Annotated in this window: 12 protein-coding genes and 1 pseudogene; 10 read left to right on the top strand and 3 right to left on the bottom strand. The window is 68.6% G+C overall.

The window, feature by feature from the left end; all coding sequences use genetic code 11:
- Nucleotides 1–298 precede the first annotated feature (298 nt).
- From CIK71_RS16015 to CIK71_RS15995, 5 genes and pseudogenes are all read left to right on the top strand, one after another.
- Complete coding sequence (locus CIK71_RS16015; RefSeq protein ID WP_141393736.1) at nucleotides 299–1,600, top strand: ABC transporter substrate-binding protein; 1,302 nt, start codon at nucleotides 299–301, stop codon at nucleotides 1,598–1,600.
- Nucleotides 1,601–1,603: 3 nt separating this feature from the next.
- On the top strand, nucleotides 1,604–2,536 hold the full coding sequence (locus tag CIK71_RS16010; protein ID WP_096166682.1) for a carbohydrate ABC transporter permease: 933 nt from the start codon (nucleotides 1,604–1,606) through the stop codon (nucleotides 2,534–2,536).
- Nucleotides 2,529–3,440 carry a carbohydrate ABC transporter permease gene (locus CIK71_RS16005; RefSeq protein WP_096166681.1) on the top strand — a complete coding sequence of 304 codons (912 nt, stop codon included), beginning with the start codon at nucleotides 2,529–2,531 and terminating at the stop codon, nucleotides 3,438–3,440. The genes CIK71_RS16010 and CIK71_RS16005 overlap by 8 nt, the downstream gene beginning before the upstream one ends.
- A 113-nt stretch (nucleotides 3,441–3,553) precedes the next feature.
- Complete coding sequence (locus CIK71_RS16000) at nucleotides 3,554–4,909, top strand: IS256 family transposase (RefSeq protein WP_404801967.1); 1,356 nt, start codon at nucleotides 3,554–3,556, stop codon at nucleotides 4,907–4,909.
- Nucleotides 4,910–4,960: 51 nt separating this feature from the next.
- Nucleotides 4,961–5,461, top strand: a pseudogene (locus CIK71_RS15995) (amidohydrolase family protein); the annotation flags it as partial.
- A gap of 27 nt (nucleotides 5,462–5,488) precedes the next feature.
- On the opposite strand, the gene arr reads toward CIK71_RS15995, so the two are convergent.
- A complete protein-coding gene (arr, locus tag CIK71_RS15990; protein WP_338022890.1) occupies nucleotides 5,489–5,917 on the bottom strand; it encodes an NAD(+)--rifampin ADP-ribosyltransferase in 429 nt (142 codons plus the stop codon).
- Nucleotides 5,918–6,110: 193 nt separating this feature from the next.
- On the opposite strand from arr, the gene CIK71_RS15985 reads away from it, so the two are divergent.
- The gene (locus CIK71_RS15985; RefSeq protein WP_096166679.1) at nucleotides 6,111–6,830 is read left to right on the top strand and encodes a GAP family protein; all 720 of its coding nucleotides are present in this window, start codon (nucleotides 6,111–6,113) and stop codon (nucleotides 6,828–6,830) included.
- Nucleotides 6,831–6,896: 66 nt separating this feature from the next.
- Here CIK71_RS15985 and CIK71_RS15980 read toward each other — a convergent pair whose 3' ends face one another.
- On the bottom strand, nucleotides 6,897–7,745 hold the full coding sequence (locus CIK71_RS15980; protein WP_096166678.1) for a polysaccharide lyase family protein: 849 nt from the start codon (nucleotides 7,743–7,745) through the stop codon (nucleotides 6,897–6,899).
- A 23-nt stretch (nucleotides 7,746–7,768) separates the two neighbouring features.
- Nucleotides 7,769–9,319 carry an alkaline phosphatase D family protein gene (locus CIK71_RS15975; protein ID WP_096166677.1) on the bottom strand — a complete coding sequence of 517 codons (1,551 nt, stop codon included), beginning with the start codon at nucleotides 9,317–9,319 and terminating at the stop codon, nucleotides 7,769–7,771.
- Between the two features lie 416 nt (nucleotides 9,320–9,735).
- Between CIK71_RS15975 and CIK71_RS15970 the strand changes: the two genes are divergently transcribed.
- From CIK71_RS15970 to CIK71_RS15955, 4 genes are all read left to right on the top strand, one after another.
- A complete protein-coding gene (locus tag CIK71_RS15970) occupies nucleotides 9,736–11,394 on the top strand; it encodes a pyridoxal phosphate-dependent decarboxylase family protein (RefSeq protein ID WP_096166676.1) in 1,659 nt (552 codons plus the stop codon).
- The gene (locus tag CIK71_RS15965; protein WP_245857698.1) at nucleotides 11,391–13,163 is read left to right on the top strand and encodes a lysine N(6)-hydroxylase/L-ornithine N(5)-oxygenase family protein; all 1,773 of its coding nucleotides are present in this window, start codon (nucleotides 11,391–11,393) and stop codon (nucleotides 13,161–13,163) included. The genes CIK71_RS15970 and CIK71_RS15965 overlap by 4 nt, the downstream gene beginning before the upstream one ends.
- Complete coding sequence (locus CIK71_RS15960; RefSeq protein ID WP_176485672.1) at nucleotides 13,160–15,886, top strand: GNAT family N-acetyltransferase; 2,727 nt, start codon at nucleotides 13,160–13,162, stop codon at nucleotides 15,884–15,886. Before CIK71_RS15965 ends, CIK71_RS15960 begins: the two co-directional genes overlap by 4 nt.
- Before the next feature lie 203 nt (nucleotides 15,887–16,089).
- Nucleotides 16,090–17,556 carry an adenosine deaminase family protein gene (locus tag CIK71_RS15955; RefSeq protein WP_096166675.1) on the top strand — a complete coding sequence of 489 codons (1,467 nt, stop codon included), beginning with the start codon at nucleotides 16,090–16,092 and terminating at the stop codon, nucleotides 17,554–17,556.
- The last annotated feature ends 32 nt before the right edge of the window (nucleotides 17,557–17,588 follow it).

Here is a 17,588-nt window from a genome sequence, read left to right as displayed (position 1 = left end):
CTTCTCCAGGGAATCGGTCAGAACAGAGATCACTGGTGAGCACTCCTCGGATACAACATCGGATCGAGGTGAGGCAGAGACCGGCAATACGCAGGCTCGCCGCACGCAAAACACCTCGTCGGACTTGCGTGATCTTGAGTGTATCTGACCTAAACAATCACGTACAGTCAGCTAGACTCCGCTGTGCAGGCAACACGCGTTCGGATGGACACCGCTGGACACGAGGCTTAGAGCTCCGGTACGCATCGTGGGCAGTGCACCAGGCGCCCGAACTGTCCGTCGCAGGTTCCTTCTGTGCGTGGACGCCCGTGAACTCAATGAGGAGGAGATGATGACAGTGACGTCCATCAGGCGACGCTCAGTGCTGGCCGGTGCCGGCGCAACTGCCCTGACAGTGGCGGTCGCGGGCTGCGGGGGCGAAAAAGCCTCTTCGACCGGGGCACTGGAGCTCTGGCTACCTGCACCCCAGGGCAACGGCAGCGTGCAGGATGAGAAAAAGGTCTATGAGGACCTTCTGGCACCCTTCGTCAAGGAGCACGGCACTCCGGTCAACCTCACGCTGACTACTTGGGACAGCTACGAGGAGCGGTACCTCACCGGCGTGTCCAGCGGCACCGGGCCGGACGTTGGCTACATGTACACCGAGATGATGGGCGACTACGTAGACGCCGATGCAATCGTCCCAGTTGACGAATACCTGTCACAGGATGCCCGACAACGCATGTTCTTCCTCGAGGAAGGAAAGTTCGACGGGCACCAGTATGGGGTCCCTTACGTCGTCGGCAACGCACGCGTCATCTGGGCGAACCAGGAACTGCTGAAGCAGGCGGGGATCGCCGCACTGCCCACCACCTGGGACGAGCTCGCCGAGGTCGCCGGACTCGCCCATCGTGAACTCGGACTCCCCGGCATCGTGATGCCCTGGGGAAATCAGGCCCGCGGCATGCTGAACGAATGCTATTTCCCGTTTATGTGGCAGGCCGGTGGGGAGATTTTCACGGAGGACGGCAGCCGCACAGCATTCAACAGCCCAGAGGGGCTCGAGGCCGCACACTTCATCAATGACTTCCTCGTCAAGGAAACGATGCCGCGGAACGTCTCCGGCCTCAACAGCGACGACATCGAAACGATGTTCTTGGAGGGCAGGACAGTCTTCGCACCCGGGAGCGCAGCCAAGTTGCCCGTGTACGCAGAGGAGATTGCGGACCTAGGCTTCATCGACTCGCTGACTAATGCCACGCGCGCAACCTTTGTCGCCAATGACGCCCTTGTCCTTACCAAAAAATGTCCTGACAAGGAGCTCGGCACGGCGCTCATTGAACACCTGACCGCTGGAGAGAGCATGGAGAAATTCCACAGCGACGTACAGCACTTCCCACCCATCGGCTCCGACGAAAGACCGAACACCGACGATCCCTTCTCGGACACTTTCGCCGAAACGGACATGCTTCGCGGCTTGCCGATAATGCCTCGAGGTAATGCGGCTTATAACGCACTATTCGAGAATCTCCAGCAAATGGTGCTCGGGCGCAAGACTCCTGAGCAGGCTCTTTCTGATGCGTCAGCCTCCGGCAACGCGGCACTCGCGGCAGGGGTGTGAACGATGGTCGCTACTAGCCCCGCGTCCACCTCCAGCACAGACACACTCTCCCGGACTGCCCAGCCCTCACCGCGCAAGGCCCGCAAGCCGTTCAGTGGGGCGCTGTACATCCTGCCGAGCTTCGCGATCCTCCTGGTTGTCATGATCATCCCGATCCTGACTTCGCTGTATTACAGCTTCACGTCTTACTCGGTCCTGGGGAGCCCCACGTGGATCGGGCTCGACAACTACCAGCTGCTGTCCCAGGACCCGTCGTTCGTTGATGCATTGATCGTCACGCTCATCTACACGCTCGGCGCAGTGCCCCTGCAGACTTTTCTGTCCCTAGTAATAGCCGAAGCTGTGGTACGGCGCTTCCGCAATGCATTCGGACGAGTCGTGCGCTCAGTACTGTTCGTCCCCGTGGTCTCCTCACTGGTCGTCGCCGCCGTCGTGTGGCGCGCAATCCTCGGCACGGACCAAGGACTGGTCAACTCGTTCCTCGGCATGCTGGGGTTGCCGGGGTTAAACGTCCTCGGAAACCCCAACCTAGCGCTGGCGGCCATCATCCTGGTGACCGTATGGAAGAATATCGGGTACTTCCTCGTAATCTATTATGCGGGCATCCTCGCGGTCCCTGCGGAGCTCTATGAGGCCTCGTCCGTCGACGGCGCCTCCCGCATACAGCAGCTGTTCAAAATCACGATCCCTTCGTTGCGTCCCATCACCTTGCTGGTGGTTATTCTGGGGACGATCTGGTCCTTCCAGGTCTTCGATCTGGTCTACGTGATGACCGGCGGCGGTCCTGGCGGAGCCACCGCCACCATCGTCGTACGCCTGTATCAGGCAGGCTTTGAGAACTTCCAGATGGGTTACGCGAGCGCGATGGCCATGATCCTGTTTGTGATTGTCGTGGCCATCGCGATCGTGCAGAGAAAGGTGCTCTCCGATGACTGAACTGACCACCGACTCAAGAGTTGATAGACCCACCGAGACGCACAAGACCTCCCGACATGACCTCAAGAATGACGCGTCGCGCGGGACGGTAGCCCGCCACCCCAGTAGTGGCGACGTCGCCTGGGCGGTCGCGCTGGGCGCTCTGGTGTTGCTAGCAGCACTGCCATTCGTGTTCATGGCGGTCACGTCAGTCCAGGAAACCATGCGGATGACCGCCACCCTCAATACAGCTGACTTCACCCTTGACAACTACGTGCGACTGTTCCTGGAAAATAAGTTTGCCCAGGCGCTCCTGACCAGCGTGATCGTCGTGGTGATCGCTTGCGTGCTTAATATTGTGGTGTGCTCAATGGCAGCTTTTGCCTTCGAGAAGAACCCTTTCCCGGGCTCAGAGGCTGTGTTCTGGATCTATATCGCGACCATGATGGTCCCAGGCCAGGTCACGTTGATTCCGCTGTACGGGATTACAGGCGACCTGGGGCTCCTGAACACACACCTCGCACTGGCGCTGCCGGTGGTCAATGCCTTCGGTGTGTTCTTGATCCGACAGTTTATGAAGGGCATTCCGAACGACCTGCTTGACGCCGCTAGGATCGACGGTGCCACCGACTTCCGGATCTTCCTACGGATCGTCATTCCACTGGTGCGACCGGTGATCGTTGCGCTGGCGGTCTTCACGTTCCTGTCTACCTGGAATGATTTCCTGTGGCCCCTGGTCTCAATCACGGACGCCGGGATGGAAACCGTGACGCTCGCGGCCGCGAACCTCCAGGGACGGTTCACCACTGATTACGGGCTGGTGATGGCTGGCGCAACAGTGACCTTCCTCGTACCACTGACCCTTTACGTGCTTCTACAGAGGCAATTCGTCGAAGGCATCGTCTCCAGCGGAGTCAAGGGCTGAGGATCCATCGGCCGTATCAGGCTGGTCGAGCGTGTCGGGGCCGAGACACCCGCGCTCCTCGAGGGCGTGTCAGATGGTCTGTGTAAGCCGTACCGAGAGGAACGGTAAGAATCATGACCATGACCAACGAGAAGCAGCAGCCGGGCGGTGAGCCGTCGGGCCAGGATTTGGTCGAGCAGTTGAAGGCCTCCGGACAGCTCGATGCACTGTTCGCGCAGATCGACGCGGGCAAGGTCGAGCTGACCGGCGACAGCGGGTTCGTGCCCGCGCTGGTCAAGGCCGCGCTCGAGCGAGGTCTGCAGGCCGAGCTGACCAGCCATCTGGGCTATGAGAAGGGCTCCGAGGACGCGGCGAAGCACGCCAACTCCCGTAACGGCACGACGCCAAAGAAGGTCGAGTCCGAGGTCGGGCCGATCGAGCTGGACGTGCCCCGCGACCGGGGAGGCTCGTTCACCCCGCGCCTGGTCCCCAAGGGGCAGCGCCGTCTGGGCGGGCTCGATGACATGATCATCAGCCTCTATGCCGGCGGGATGACGATCCGCGATATCCAGCACCATCTGGCCTCCACAATCGGCACGGACCTGTCCCACGAGACGATCAGCAACATCACTGACGCCGTCTCCGAGGAGGTCCTGGCCTGGCAGTCCCGGCCGCTGGAGGAGTTCTACCCGGTGATGTATCTCGACGCGATCCGGATCAAGATCCGAGAGAACAGCCAGGTCATCAACCGAGCTGCCTATATCGCCGTCGGTGTGGACCTGGACGGGATCAAGCACGTGCTGGGAATCTGGGTCCAGGACACCGAGGGATCGGCGTTCTGGGCCCACGTCTGCGCGGACCTCGCCAACCGGGGCATTCGGGACGTGCTGATCGTCTGCTGCGACGGCCTCAAGGGTCTTCCAGAGGCGATCGAGGCGACGTGGCCGGAATCGATGGTCCAAACCTGCGTGGTCCACCTGATCAGGGCCGCGATGCGGTTCGTGGCCTACCAGGACCGCAAGAAGGTCGCCAAGGCGTTGAAGCCGGTCTACACGGCCCCGAGCGAGGACGTCGCCCGCAAGGCGCTGGCTGATTTCGAGGCCTCTGAGTTGGGGCAGAAGTACCCATCTGCGGCTGCGACCTGGGCGGCCTCGTGGGAGAGGTTCATTCCGTTCCTGCAGTTCCCGCCGATGCTCCGCAAGGTCATCTACACGACGAACAGCATCGAGTCGCTGAACTTCCAGCTGCGGAAGGTCACCAAGAACCGCGGGCACTTCCCGACCACGGAAGCGGCCGTGAAGTTGCTCTGGCTGGCGATCTGCAACATCGAAGACAAGCGCGCCGCCGAGCGCGAGAAGGACCGTGGCAAGCCCGCCGGCCAAAGGAAGGCCCAGGGCCGACTCGTCGAGGGCCAGGTCGTCACCAACTGGAAACAAGCCCTCGCGCAGCTCGCAGCGGCCTATCCCGAACGGATCACCCCCTACCTGTGAACACCCCGCTTACACAGACAAGTTGACAGGCCCCTCCTCGAAGCGCGGCCGGTCATGATCCACGCCCAGACCGTGCGCGACGACCAACTCGACCGGATGGCCCCGGTCGGTATGATCGCCTCGATCTTCTCCGTGCACACCTGGTTCTGGGGCGATGTGCACCTGCGCAACTTCGGCCCCGAGCGTGGGCACCGGATATCCCCCGCCCGCTCCGCCCTGGATCGGGGTGTCCGCGTCACCTTGCACCAGGACTCCCCCGTCACGCCGCCGGACTTGATCCTGACGATCTGGGCCGCCGTGAACCGCAGCAGCCACACGGGTCAGCAAATCGGCCCCGCTCACCGCATCTCGACCTGGGAAGCCTTACGCGCAGTGACCGTCGAGGCCGCCTATCAATACGGCGAAGAGCATTCCAAGGGCCTGATCCGTGAGGGCATGCGGGCAGACCTGGTGATCCTGTCGGACGATCCTCTGAACACGGCCTCGAAGGACCTCCGCGATCTCGAGGTGCTCACCACCATCAAGGTTGACGAGATCGTCTATTCCGCATGATGTGAGGAATCGACCAACGGCGAAATCTCAGTCGATGATCTCGTCGTGCCCTTCGCGACGCAGCTCCGCGAGACCTTCACGCATGGCCTGGACGCTCTCCGGGCTGTGGCCGGTCCAGCCTTCGAGTTCGCGCACCACGCGCACCGGCTTGCCACTGCGGTAGGAGCGGGTGGGGTTGCCGGGGAAGCGCTTGTCGGTGACGTTGGGGTCGTCCTCGACCTTTCCTGTCGGCTCCACGACGTAGATGTGGGGCTGTCCCTCGCCCTGGGCGAGCTGGGCTCCCCAGGCCGCGGCGGCCAGCGTCTGGGTGAAGTAGATGTGGCTCATCGCCAGGTCATCGCGATAGTTCGAGGGCTGCTGCGGTGTGAGCCGATCTCCGGGCTCGAGCACCGCTTTGGTGCCGTGCAGGTAGACGCCTTCTTCGTACACCTCGAAGGGTGCGGGTTCGGTCATCATGCTCTCGTCTCCTCGGGGCCCGGCACCTCGGCAGGTTCCGGGATCATCACCGTAGCGGCAGGCCTCAGCAGCCTGCCCTGAGCAGCGCACCCGGTCAGGCCCTCTGTGGCAGCTGAGGCGTCGGGGTGTCCCCCTGAGGACCCTGCGGTTCTCCCCCTCGTGCCGCTGACCACCGCACTCGTACGCTTGTCCCATGACGTTGTCCGGGACCCTCGCCTTCCTCGGGCTCGCCGCTCTCACCATGGATGTGCTCGGCGGGGTCATCGCGACCGGCGTCCTGCTGCGCGGCGGGCGCCTCCGGCACCTGCTCACGTTCTGGGCCGGCTATGCGGCGGTGATCGTGGTCGCCACGCTGGTCCTGCACCCGCTGCTCGATGTGCTCGGGCGCTGGCTGCATCCGATCCTGCACTCCAACGGCGCGATCGGCAGCGTCGAGGTCGTCGCCGGGCTCGCTCTTGGCGGCTTCGCCGTCCACCAGTGGCGCTCTGCCCGCCGGCCACCCCTGCCGCGCGAGGGACCTGCACGGCGCAGCTCCCCCGCGCGCCTCGCACTGTGGCCGATGCTCACCGCGGGCGTCGCCTTCTCCGCGACCGCCCTCGCCGACCCTGCCTTCACCATCGCGGTGGGAATGGCCGCCCAGGAAGAGGTCCTCGCGCTGCGGATCGGCCTGCTCGTGCTGTGGAACCTCGTCTACCAGGCGCCCCTGGTGACGCTCACCGTGATCGCGGCCATCGGGAAGCACGAACGGATCGTGCGCCGCATGGCGGACTGGTTCGCCGCACGCCGACGCCCGCTGCAGAGCGCGCTCGCCGTGGTGCTCGCACTCATCGCGCTGGTGGTGCTCAGCGACGGGGTGCTCTCCCTGCTCGGGGGCCACGTGCCCTGGCTGCGCCAGCTGCTCTCGCTGCGCTGAGCACCTCCCGCAGCTGCAGCACGATCAAGTACTGACCAAGAGGGCAGAACGGCGGACCGGCCCGGTTCAGCCCTCCCGCGCGAACAGCCCCACCGCGTCCCACGCCACCCAGCCGCCCTCGGCGAGCTCGAACTCGATGACGTTCTCGCCGCTCTGCAGCAGGCCCTCGGGCATCTCGAGCTCGTGGAAGGACCGCAGCAAGGGGGAATCCGGCAGCGTGGCGTCGCCCTCGCGCGAGCCGCGGGTGCTGCCCGTCGGCAGCTCGATGTCTGCCATCGCCTCCTCGTTCACCCGCACCCGCAGGATCCCGCCCAGGCGCGTGGTGTCCGCCAGCCAGATCGCGAGATCGTGCGGGGCCGACGGCTCTCCGTCCAGGGTGAGGGTCCAGCGGGCGCGATGCGCCGTCGACCCCGCCCAGGCATCGCCCGGCCCGGGCAGCAGGTACGGCCAGGCGGTGCCCGGTTCGTCGACCCCCTGCTCGTACTCGATCACCGCGTCGGGGTAGTCCACGGCGATCTGCTCGTAGGAGCTCGGGGCGAGGTGCAGCTCCAGGGTGCGGCCGTCGAAGTCCCCGATCCGGGCGATCTCCCGACCGGTTGCGGTCACCGAGGGCTGCGAGGTGCCGGTCATCGCGTCGCTCGCCTCGCCGCGCAGCCCTGCGTCGGAGACGGCCAGCACCCGATAGGTCCAGGTCTCCCCGGCCGGGTCGAGGTCGACATGCACGAACCGGGGGTAGACGGTCTTGCCCAGCAGGTCAGCTTCATCAGGCTCGCCGGGGCTCGCCTCCCCCGCCACGGCGTAGATCCGGAAGTGGTCGATCAGCGGGTCCCAGCCCAGGGGATCCCAGGTCAGCTCGATCGAGGCGAGGGCAGGGTGGGCGGTGAGGCCGGTGACGGCGTCGGGGGTCGAACTCATGGGGTGCTCCTTGCCGGCCGCGATCAGGCCGGGATCAGGCGGGAGTCGCCCGCGGGGGTGGTGAACCGGGCCGAGAGCAGCTTGGGCGCGGTGTCATCCGCCTCCACCCACTCCACGATGTAGAAGCTGGAGACCAGCTCCTCGGGCGTCAGGCGCAGATGGAGGTAGCCGCGGCGGCCGTCGTAATGCTTGACGTACTCGTGCTGGAGCCAGTCCGGCGTGTTCGCGTCGGTCTTCGCGCCGTCCCCGTCGGATCCCACCGAGGTGCAGATCAGCTCGACGCCCACGGTTCCGCTGCCGGGATCGGAGAAGTCCGCGAGCAGCTCGGTGGCGACGTGCCTGTGGATGTCCCCCGTGAGCACCACCGGGTTCGGTGCGCCGGCCATCGCGTCCAGCAGTCGCTGCCGGGCCGCCGGGTAGCCGTCCCACATGTCCACGCGGTCCTCGGTGATCGCGGCGACGACCACCCCGTTGGCCAGGATGTTCCAGGTGGCCGGCGAGTCTGCCAGCCGGTCGCTCGCCCACTCCTCCTGCTCGGCGCCGAGCATGGAGCGCTCCGGGCGCTGCTGGTCCTCCGGGTCCGTCGGCGCGGGATCGCGGAACTGGCGGGTGTCCAGCAGGGTCAGGCGCGCGAGGTTCCCCACGTCGAATCCGGTGGTGATGTCGCTGTCGGGACCGTCGGGCAGGGCCTCGAGGTCCAGGGGCATGTTCTCGTAGAAGGCCCGGTAGGCCACGGCGATGCGATGGGCGAACAGGTCATCGGGGACCCCGGTGCTCGAGCTGCCGCCGAGGTAGTCGTTCTGCACCTCGTGGTCGTCCCACACGGCGACCGCCGGCACCCTGGCATGGACCGCCTGCAGGTGCGGATCGGACTTGAACAGGGCATAGCGCAGCCGGTACTGCTCCAGCGTCTCCGCCTCGACCTGATGGGCGGGCCCCACCTCGACGCCCTGGCGCCACAGGTTCGACTCGGTGATGCCGTATTCGTAGATGTAGTCGCCGACGAACACCACGAGGTCCAGCTCCTCCTCGGCGGCAAGATGCTTGTGAGCGGTGAAATGGCCGTGGTACCAGGCCTGGCAGGACACGACCCCCACGCTGAAGGACTCCACCTCGGCGCCCTCGGCGGGCAGGGTGCGGAAACGGCCGACGGGGCTGTTCTGACGTCCCACCGAGAACCGGTAGAAGTAGTCGGTGGCGGGCTCCAGGCCCTCCACGCGGGGATGGACGGCGTGGGCCAGCGCGGGCTGGGCGAGCGCCTGACCGCGGGCGGTGATCTGTCGGAACTCCGGGTCCTTCGCGACGTGCCAGCGCACGGTGACGTCCTTGCCCTCCATCCCGCCGTGCCCGTCCTCCGCGAGGGGCTCCGGGGCGAGGCGCGTCCACAGCACCATCCCGTCGGGCCGGGGCGCGCCGCAGGCCACGCCGAGGGAGAACAGCCCCTCGGGCTGCGGCGCGGTCTCGGCCTGCGCCTGCGGTGCGCGGATGCCCAGGGCGATCACGGCGGCGGAGGCGCCGCTCGCCTGGAGTAGGCGGCGACGGCTGACGGGGGCGGGCGCGACGGATGCCGGCATGAGGTCTCCAGGGGTCGAGTGCGGATACCTCAGCGAGTCGATCACGTCCTGGTGTCGCGGGGATGGCGAATGCAGAAATTCGGGTCGACCGGGGCGTTTCGGGAACCCGTGAGCTCGGCGCGCACAGCCAGCGAGAACGGGCGGCCGGCAGCGCGGGGCACGGTGAGAGAAGCTCGGCCGGAAGCGTGTCCCGACATCCAAGGACCCGACTTCTCGGACATCTGACCAGGTCAGAGGATCGTGGCGCATCTCATGTCGCCAATGGTCAGAGGTTGCGCTTTTCCACTCGACCGTACTTAGGGTAGCCAAACCTCACTCATCGAGGTCCGTAGGAATCGCGCCGTGCGCTCAGCTCTCCGGGCAGCGCGGAACGAGTCCCCGTCGGCCCTCAGCATGCGCAGGAAGGCTCTCTCCCCATGACAGATCTGACGCAGGACGTGCCTCCCTCCCTGGCCCGTCCCCGCTCGACCGATCCGCTCCCCGCCCCTGGCGGCGGGAGCGATCCCGCCACCGAGAGTGCACGCGCCGACGGGCCCCCGGCCCTGCTGACCACGGCGTCCGCCGAGACCTATGCGGAGCTGCTGCACGAGGTGGTCGACACCGTGGCGGAGCGCTTCCGCAGCGTCTCCTCCCCGTCCGTCGGCCCGGATCGTCGCGCGCTGGAGGCGATGGTCGCCGACGTCGACCTGGACACCGCCGGGATCGGCGACAGCGCCGCCCTGCGCGAGGCCGACGAGCTCTACGCGCGCCACGCCGTGTGGTTCCATCACCCCTCGTACACCGCACATCTGAACTGCCCGGTCGTGCTGCCCGCGGTCGCCGCCGAGGCGATGCTCGCCGCGATCAACACTTCGGTGGACACCTACGACCAGTCGCTCGTGGCCACCTTCATCGAGCAGCGCCTGATCACCTGGACCGCCGAGCGGATCGGATTCGCGGCCGGCGACGGGGTGTTCACCTCGGGCGGCACGCAGTCGAACCTGCAGGCGCTGTTCCTCGCCCGGGAGCACGCCATCCGGAAGTCCCCCGCACCGCGGCACGAGACCATCGGCCGGCTGCGCCTGCTGACCAGCCCCGTCGGCCACTTCTCGGTCGCGCGCTCCGCCATGCTGCTGGGCCTGCCCGAGGACGCGGTCGTCACGGTGGACTGCGCGGAGGACGGACGGATGGATCCCGACGCCCTCCGCGTCGCGATCGAGGAGTCCCAGGCCGAGGATCGCACCGTGATGGCGGTGTCGCTCACGGCGGGCACCACCGATCGTGGGCTCATCGACCCGATCCATCCCGCTGCGGACCTCTGCGCTGAGCACGGGATCTGGCTGCACGTGGACGCCGCCTACGGGGGCGGCCTGCTGATCTCTCCCGCGCGACGCCACCTGCTGGACGGCATCGAGCGCGCAGACTCGATCACGGTCGACTTCCACAAGACATTTTTCCAGCCGGTCTCCTCGAGCGCGCTCATCGTGCGCGACCCCGCGGAGCTCGCCGCCTCGACCTGGCACGCGGACTATCTGAACCCCGCGGCCGAGGCCGTCGGGAAGGATGCCGAGCCGAACCAGGTCGACAAGTCCCTGCAGACCACGCGGCGGTTCGACGCGCTGAAGCTGTGGACCACGCTGCGCTCGCTGGGCCCGGATCGACTGGGCACGATGGTGGACCAGGTGTGCGATCTGGCTACGGACGTCCGAGGCTTGCTCGAGACCGATCCCGACTTCGAGGTGCTGGGCTCGACGGACCTGTCCACGGTGCTGTTCCGCTTCCGTCCCGCTGGCACCGATCCGGCGACGGCGGACCGCTTCGTGCCGTTGATCCGACGGGTGCTGTTCGAGTCGGGCCGGGCGATGGTCGCCCGCACCACGATCGACGGCACGCCCTGGCTGAAGCTCACGCTGCTGAATCCCGAGGCCACCGTGCTGGACATCGCCGCCGTGCTGGACTTGGTGCGCGCCACGGGCCGCGGACTGCTGGCCGGGATCGACCTCTCCGACCACGAGATCCGCGGGGCCGAGTCCGCCCCGGCGACCTCCGCCCGTGCGACGGGTTCCGCTCCGGTCGCCGCAGGAGGTGCACGATGAGCCCCGCAGACGGCACGACCGCGGAAAGCTCCGCAGCTTCCGCAGCCTCCGCAGCTTCCGCAGCCTCTGCAGCCTCTGCAGCCTCTGCAGCTTCGGCGATCTCTACGTCCTCCCCGGCAGCGGACAGGGGGCCGATCCATGACCTGGTGGGCATCGGCATCGGCCCGTTCGGGCTGGGTCTGGCCGCGCTCTCGGACCCGCTCGAGGACGTCGACGCGGTGTTCCTGGACCAGCGCCCCGAGTTCCGCTGGCATCCGGGGATGATGCTCGACGGCGCCACGATCCAGGTTCCCTTCCTCGCGGACCTGGTGACGATGGCCGATCCCACCTCGCGCTATTCGTTCCTGGCGTTCCTCAAGGCCACCGGGCGGCTCTACCCGTTCTACATCCGCGAATCGTTCTATCCGCTGCGCTCGGAGTACGACGCGTACTGCCGCTGGGTTGCGGACCAGCTGGATTCGCTGCGCTGGAGCCGCAGGGTGATCGCCGTGGAGACGGCTCAGAACGCCGAGGGTGCTGCTGCGGCCGACGACGGATCTGCGGCGAGCTCGCGCGCCGCCGTCGAATCCGTCGAATCCGTCGGCCCTGTCGGCTCCGTCGGCCCGCACGAGCACTTCGTGGTCACCGCAGAGGTGCTCGACGAGGACGGCGCCGTGGTGGGCCTCGAGCAGCATCGCGGCCGCCATTTGGTGCTCGGCGTCGGCACCGCTCCGGTGCTGCCCGAGCCGCTCCGCATGCTGCGCGAACAGGCCGGCGAACGCTCCGGCCCCGTCGTCCACACCGCGGAGTTCCTGCCCTCGCGCGAGCGCCTGCTGGAGTCGGGGTCGATCACGATCGTGGGATCGGGGCAGTCCGCCGCGGAGGTGTACCGGGACCTGCTCGAGGAGACCGACCGCCGCGGCATCCAGCTGGACTGGATCACCCGCTCCCCGCGGTTCTTCGCGATGGAGTACACGAAGCTCACCCTGGAGATGACCTCCCCGGAGTACACCGACCACTACCGCTCCCTTCCCGAGGAGCTGCGCGACCGGCTGGGCCGTGAGCAGCGCAGCCTCTACAAGGGCATCAGCGGCGATCTCGTGGATGACATCCACGACACCCTCTACCGCCTGGGGCAGGGTGGGCGCGCGCCGCACACCACGCTGCTCAGCGACGTCGCCGTCACCGCGGGGCATGTCGACGAGGAGACCGGCGAGCACGTGCTGACCCTGCGGCACGGTCAGCTGGGCACCGAGCGGGAGCACCGCACCGGTGCCCTGATCGCCGCAACCGGCTACCGCTCCTCGATCCCCGCTTTCCTGGATCCCGTCGCCGACCTGGTGCGACGGGATGCCAAGGGTCGCCTGGACGTCTCGCGCGATTACACGGTCGACGACGCCGGACGGCTGCACGTGCTGAACGCCGAGGAGCACACGCACGGCGTGACCGCTCCCGACCTGGGCTTCGGCGCCTGGCGCGCGAGCGTCGTGCTGGCCGCGATCACCGGCCGCGAGCCCTACGCGATCGAACGCCGCATCGCCTTCCAGACCTTCGGCCTCCCGCCGCAGGAGGACCGCGACCCGCAGGCTGCGGCAGACGATCCGACCGCCGCCGCAGCGACCGCGGCGCCGTCGGCCGCAGCCCCGTCGGCCGAAGCGCCGTCGTCCGCAGCACCATCGGCCGCGGCACCGTCGGCCGCAGCACCCTCAGCGGATCCGCCGGTCCGCACCTCACCCCCGGCGGATCAGACCCAGGCTGCCCGCCCCCGTCCCGCAGGAGTCCCCTCATGAGCACCTTCACCCTCGCCCCGGTCCGGCCCACGCAGGATGCCGAGGCGGTCCACGCCTGGCTGACCTCCCCGCATGCCCGCTACTGGGAGATGCAGGATCACAGTCTCGAGCAGGTCCGCGAGCACCTGCAGACCGTGGCCGCGCATCCCGCGCAGAACGGCTGGATCGGGCGTCGGCGCACGGCGGCCGACACCGGGGACGCCGGCGCACCGCTCTTCTACGTCGAGACCTACCGCCCGTCGCTGCTGATCCCCGCCCACGAACTGCCCGAACAGCCCGGCGACCTGGGCATGCACCTGCTCATCGCTCCCCCGGGCGAGAATCCGGTGCACGGCTTCACGGCCGCCGTGATGCGCGATGTGGTCGCCTTCTGCCTCGGCGATCCGGGTGCCGACGGCGTGGCAGGACTGGACGCGCTGCGTCTGGTCGTCGAGCCGGATGCTCGCAACACCGCGATCCTCGCGAAGAACGCGGCCGCCGGATTCCGGGTGCTGCGAGAGATCGACCTGGTGGCCGACGGACACACCAAGCGGGCAGCGCTCAGCGTGTGCACCCGGGAGGACTTCGCCGCCAGCCCGCTGGGCCAGGGGTGGTCCGGCGAGCGCGCCCCGCACGCCCACCTCTCACGCGGCACGGCCGCTCGCGCGCACCGCCACCTGGTCGCCAAGGCCCTGTCGGAGTTCGCTCACGAACGCCTGATCGCACCCCGCGCCGACGCTGCGTCGGTGCAGGCCGACGCAGCGACGCAGGTCGATGCACCGATGCAGGCCGACGCACGGAGGCCGGGCGATGCGCCCGCCCCGGCGGCCGCGACCCCGGCGCCCACCCAGCCGATGCAGGCCACCGGCGCCGACCTCGCCGTCGAGCGCCGCTGGCTCCTCGAGCTCGGCGAGACCGTCTACACCTTCCGCGCTCGTGTGCTGCCGCTGGAGCACTGGCTGGTCGAGGAGGCCTCGATCGTGCGCCGGGTGAACGATCTGCCCCAGCCGCTGGACGCCCAGCAGCTGATCCTCGACCTGCAGGAATCGCTCGGCATCCCCGAGGACCTGCTCTCCACCTATCTCGAGGAGCTCGCCTCGACCTTCGCCGCCGGCGCCGCGAAACTCGACGATGCGCAGGAGGGGCGTCGGCCCACATCCGGTGAACTCGTCGGGGCGGATCTGCAGACGGTCGAGGCGGCCATGACCGAGGGGCACCCCGGGTTCCTGGCCAACAACGGGCGCATCGGGTACTCGCTCAGCGATTACCGGGCGTACGCTCCCGAGACCGGGTCGCGCACGCGCCTGTTCTGGGTCGCGGCGCGGCGCAGCCTGAGCCATCTCGCGGTGGGCCACGGGCTCGACGAGCAGGAGCACCTGCACCAGGCGCTCAGCACGGAGGAGCTGGATGCGTTCACCGATCGGCTCGCCTGCCGCGGGCTCGACCCGTCGGACTACCACCTGCTCCCGCTGCACCCCTGGCAGGCCGAGCATCGCCTGCCGATCACCTTCGCAGCGGACATCGCGCGCGATGACCTGGTGCCGCTGGGCCCGGGCGGTGACGAGTTCCAGGCGCAGCAGTCCCTGCGCACCTTCTTCAACCGCACCCGCCCGGGCGCCCCGTACGTGAAGGTCGCGCTCGCGATCCAGAACATGGGATTCCTGCGCGGACTCTCCCCGCACTACATGCGCGACACCCCCGCGATCAACGACTGGGTCGCCGCACTGGTCGCGGAGGATCCCACGTTCGCCGACGCGGGCTTCTCGGTGCTGCGCGAACGGGCCGCGCTCGGCTACACCGGGGATGCCTACCACCGCACGACCGGCACCAATCCGCATCGCAAGATGCTCGCCGCGCTGTGGCGGGAGAACCCCGTGCCGCTGCTCGAGGACGGCGAGCAGGCGCTCACGATGGCCGCTCTGCTGCACCGCGACCACGAGGGCACGGCTCTGGTCACCGAGCTGATCCGCGCCTCCGGCCTCTCCCCGCAGGAATGGCTGGACCGCTACCTCAGCGCATACCTGTACCCGTTGGTGCACGCCCTGCTCGCGCACGACGTGGTGTTCATGCCGCACGGAGAGAACCTCATCCTGCGCGTGCGCGACCACGTCGTCACCGGGGCCTTCATGAAGGACATCGGCGAGGAGACGGCCGTTCTCGGCGAGCGCCCGCTGCCCGTGGGCGTCGCGCGCATCCGAGCGCTCGGGGCTGACGGTGCCCCGCTCCCCGGCCATGAGAAGGCGCTGTCGGTGTTCACCGACATGTTCGACGGCGTGCTGCGGCATCTGTCGGGGATCCTCGACGCCGACGGCATGCTTCCCGCCACGGAGTTCTGGGACCTGGTCGCCGCCGTGCTCGATCGGTACGAGTCGGACCATCCCGCGACCGCGAAGGGCCTGGCCGGGGATGTGGACCTGCGCGCCCGGACTTTCTCCCACTCGTGCCTGAACCGTCTGCAGCTGCGCAACACCCTGCAGATGGTCGACATCGGCGACCAGTCCGCCTCCCTGCTGCACGCGGGGCGGATGGACAACCCGGTGGCGCTCGCACGGGACGTGGCTGAGGTGCCGGCCGACGGGGCGGAGGGAGCGACCGGCGGGACGGCCGAGGGGGCGGAGGAAGCGACCGGCGGGACGGCCGAGGGGGCGGAGGGAGCGACCGGCGGGGCGGCCGGTTCGCGCGACGGAGCGACGGGTCCGCTCGAGGCGGGTCCGGACCGCGCGATCGCCACGAGCGGGGTCTGACCCCGCACGGCCGTGCACGCGCCGGCCCGTCGGCGACGGCGGGCCGGCGCGGTTCGTGCCAGTCCGTCAGCCCGTCGGTCGGTCGGTGCTCGCCAGCCAGCCGTCGGCGCCGGTGCCGGCCCATCGGTGGAGCACCGTCGGCGGTGGCGGGGCGCCGCGAGCGATGGGCTCGGTCGCGAGACCAGCCCGCGTATCCTGCCCGGATGCGCCTCTCCCCCGATCTCGTACGGTCCCTTCCCGCTGTCGCGCTGCACGACCACCTCGACGGCGGGCTGCGTCCCGCCACCGTGCTCCAGCTGTGCGCTGAGCTGGGCATCGCTCCGCCGCCGATCCCGCCCGCCCGGGACGCCGAGGGCGGCACCGACGTGCCCGGCGGAGCAGAGGCCCCCACCGCGCAGGACATCGCGGACTGGTTCCACACCGCAGCGGATTCTGGCTCCCTGCCCGCCTATCTCTCCACCTTCGACCGCACCGTGGCGCTCATGCAGACCGCTCCGGCGCTGCAGCGCATCGCCCGCGAGTTCGTGGAGGACATGGTCGCCGACGGCGTGGTCTACGCCGAGACCCGCTGGGCCCCGCATCAGCACACCGCCGGCGGGCTGACGCTCGACGCGGCGGTGCAGGCGGTGCAGGACGGGCTCGACGAGGGAGTGGCCGCCACCGAGGCCGCAGGCTCGACCATCGTGGTGGGCCAGCTGCTGTGCTACCTGCGCCACCTCGATCCCAGCGACGACCTGGTCGATCTCGCTATCGCCCGACGCGACACGGGGGTGCTGGGCATCGACCTCGCCGGCCCCGAGGCAGGGTTCCCCGCAAGCCGCTTCGCCGCGCAGTTCTCCCGCGCACGCGAGGCCGGCATCCACGTGACGATCCACGCCGGGGAGGCCGACGGACCCGCCTCGATCGCCGACGCCCTGGACTGCGGGGCGGAGCGCATCGGGCACGGCGTGCGTCTGGTCGAGGACATCGACGCCGACCCGGGCGCGACGAGCTCGGCCGATGACATGGCCGGTGAGACGGCTGGCGGCACGGCCGGTGGGGCGGCCGGTGAGATAGCCGGTGGGGCCACCGGTGACGCAGCCGATGGGGCGGCCGGCGAGACAGCCGGTGGGGCCGCCGGTGAAACAGCCGGCGGGCCGGCCGGCGCGCCGACGTCGACCCAGGGCTCTGCATCGACGCCCACCGCACGCTTCGGGCCGGTCGCCGCACGGGTGCACCGCGAGCAGATCTGCCTCGAGGTGTGCCCGAGCTCGAACCTGCAGACCGGAGCGGCCGCGGAGCTCTCCCTCCACGCCGTCGGACCCTTGCACGAGCTCGGCTTCGCCGTCGCGCTGAGCAGCGACAACCGCCTCATGAGCCGCACCTCCACGTCCCGGGAGATGACGCTGGCGGTGGAGACGTTCGACTGGACGCTCGATGACCTCGAGCAGGTGGTGCTCACCGGGCTCGACGCCGGTTTCGCCCCGGCCGCGACGCGGCAGACGCTGCGGAAAGACATCGTGCTGCCCGCCTTCCGCGCCACACGCGAGCAGTCCGCGCGCGAGCAGAGCGCACGCGGGCAGAGCGCAGGCGAGCCGGACGCGCGCGAGCCGGGCCCACGCGGGCACGCCGCACGTGAGCCGGGCGCACGCGAGCCGGGCGCACGCGGGCACGCCGCACACGAGTCCTGAACTGGGCGACGAGTTTTGCGCTCCAGACGACC

Source organism: Brachybacterium alimentarium (assembly GCF_002332425.1).
Classification (GTDB): domain Bacteria; phylum Actinomycetota; class Actinomycetes; order Actinomycetales; family Dermabacteraceae; genus Brachybacterium; species Brachybacterium alimentarium.
The sequence above is the reverse complement of the archived record's forward strand: the minus strand, read 5'-3'. Positions and strand labels throughout refer to the sequence as shown.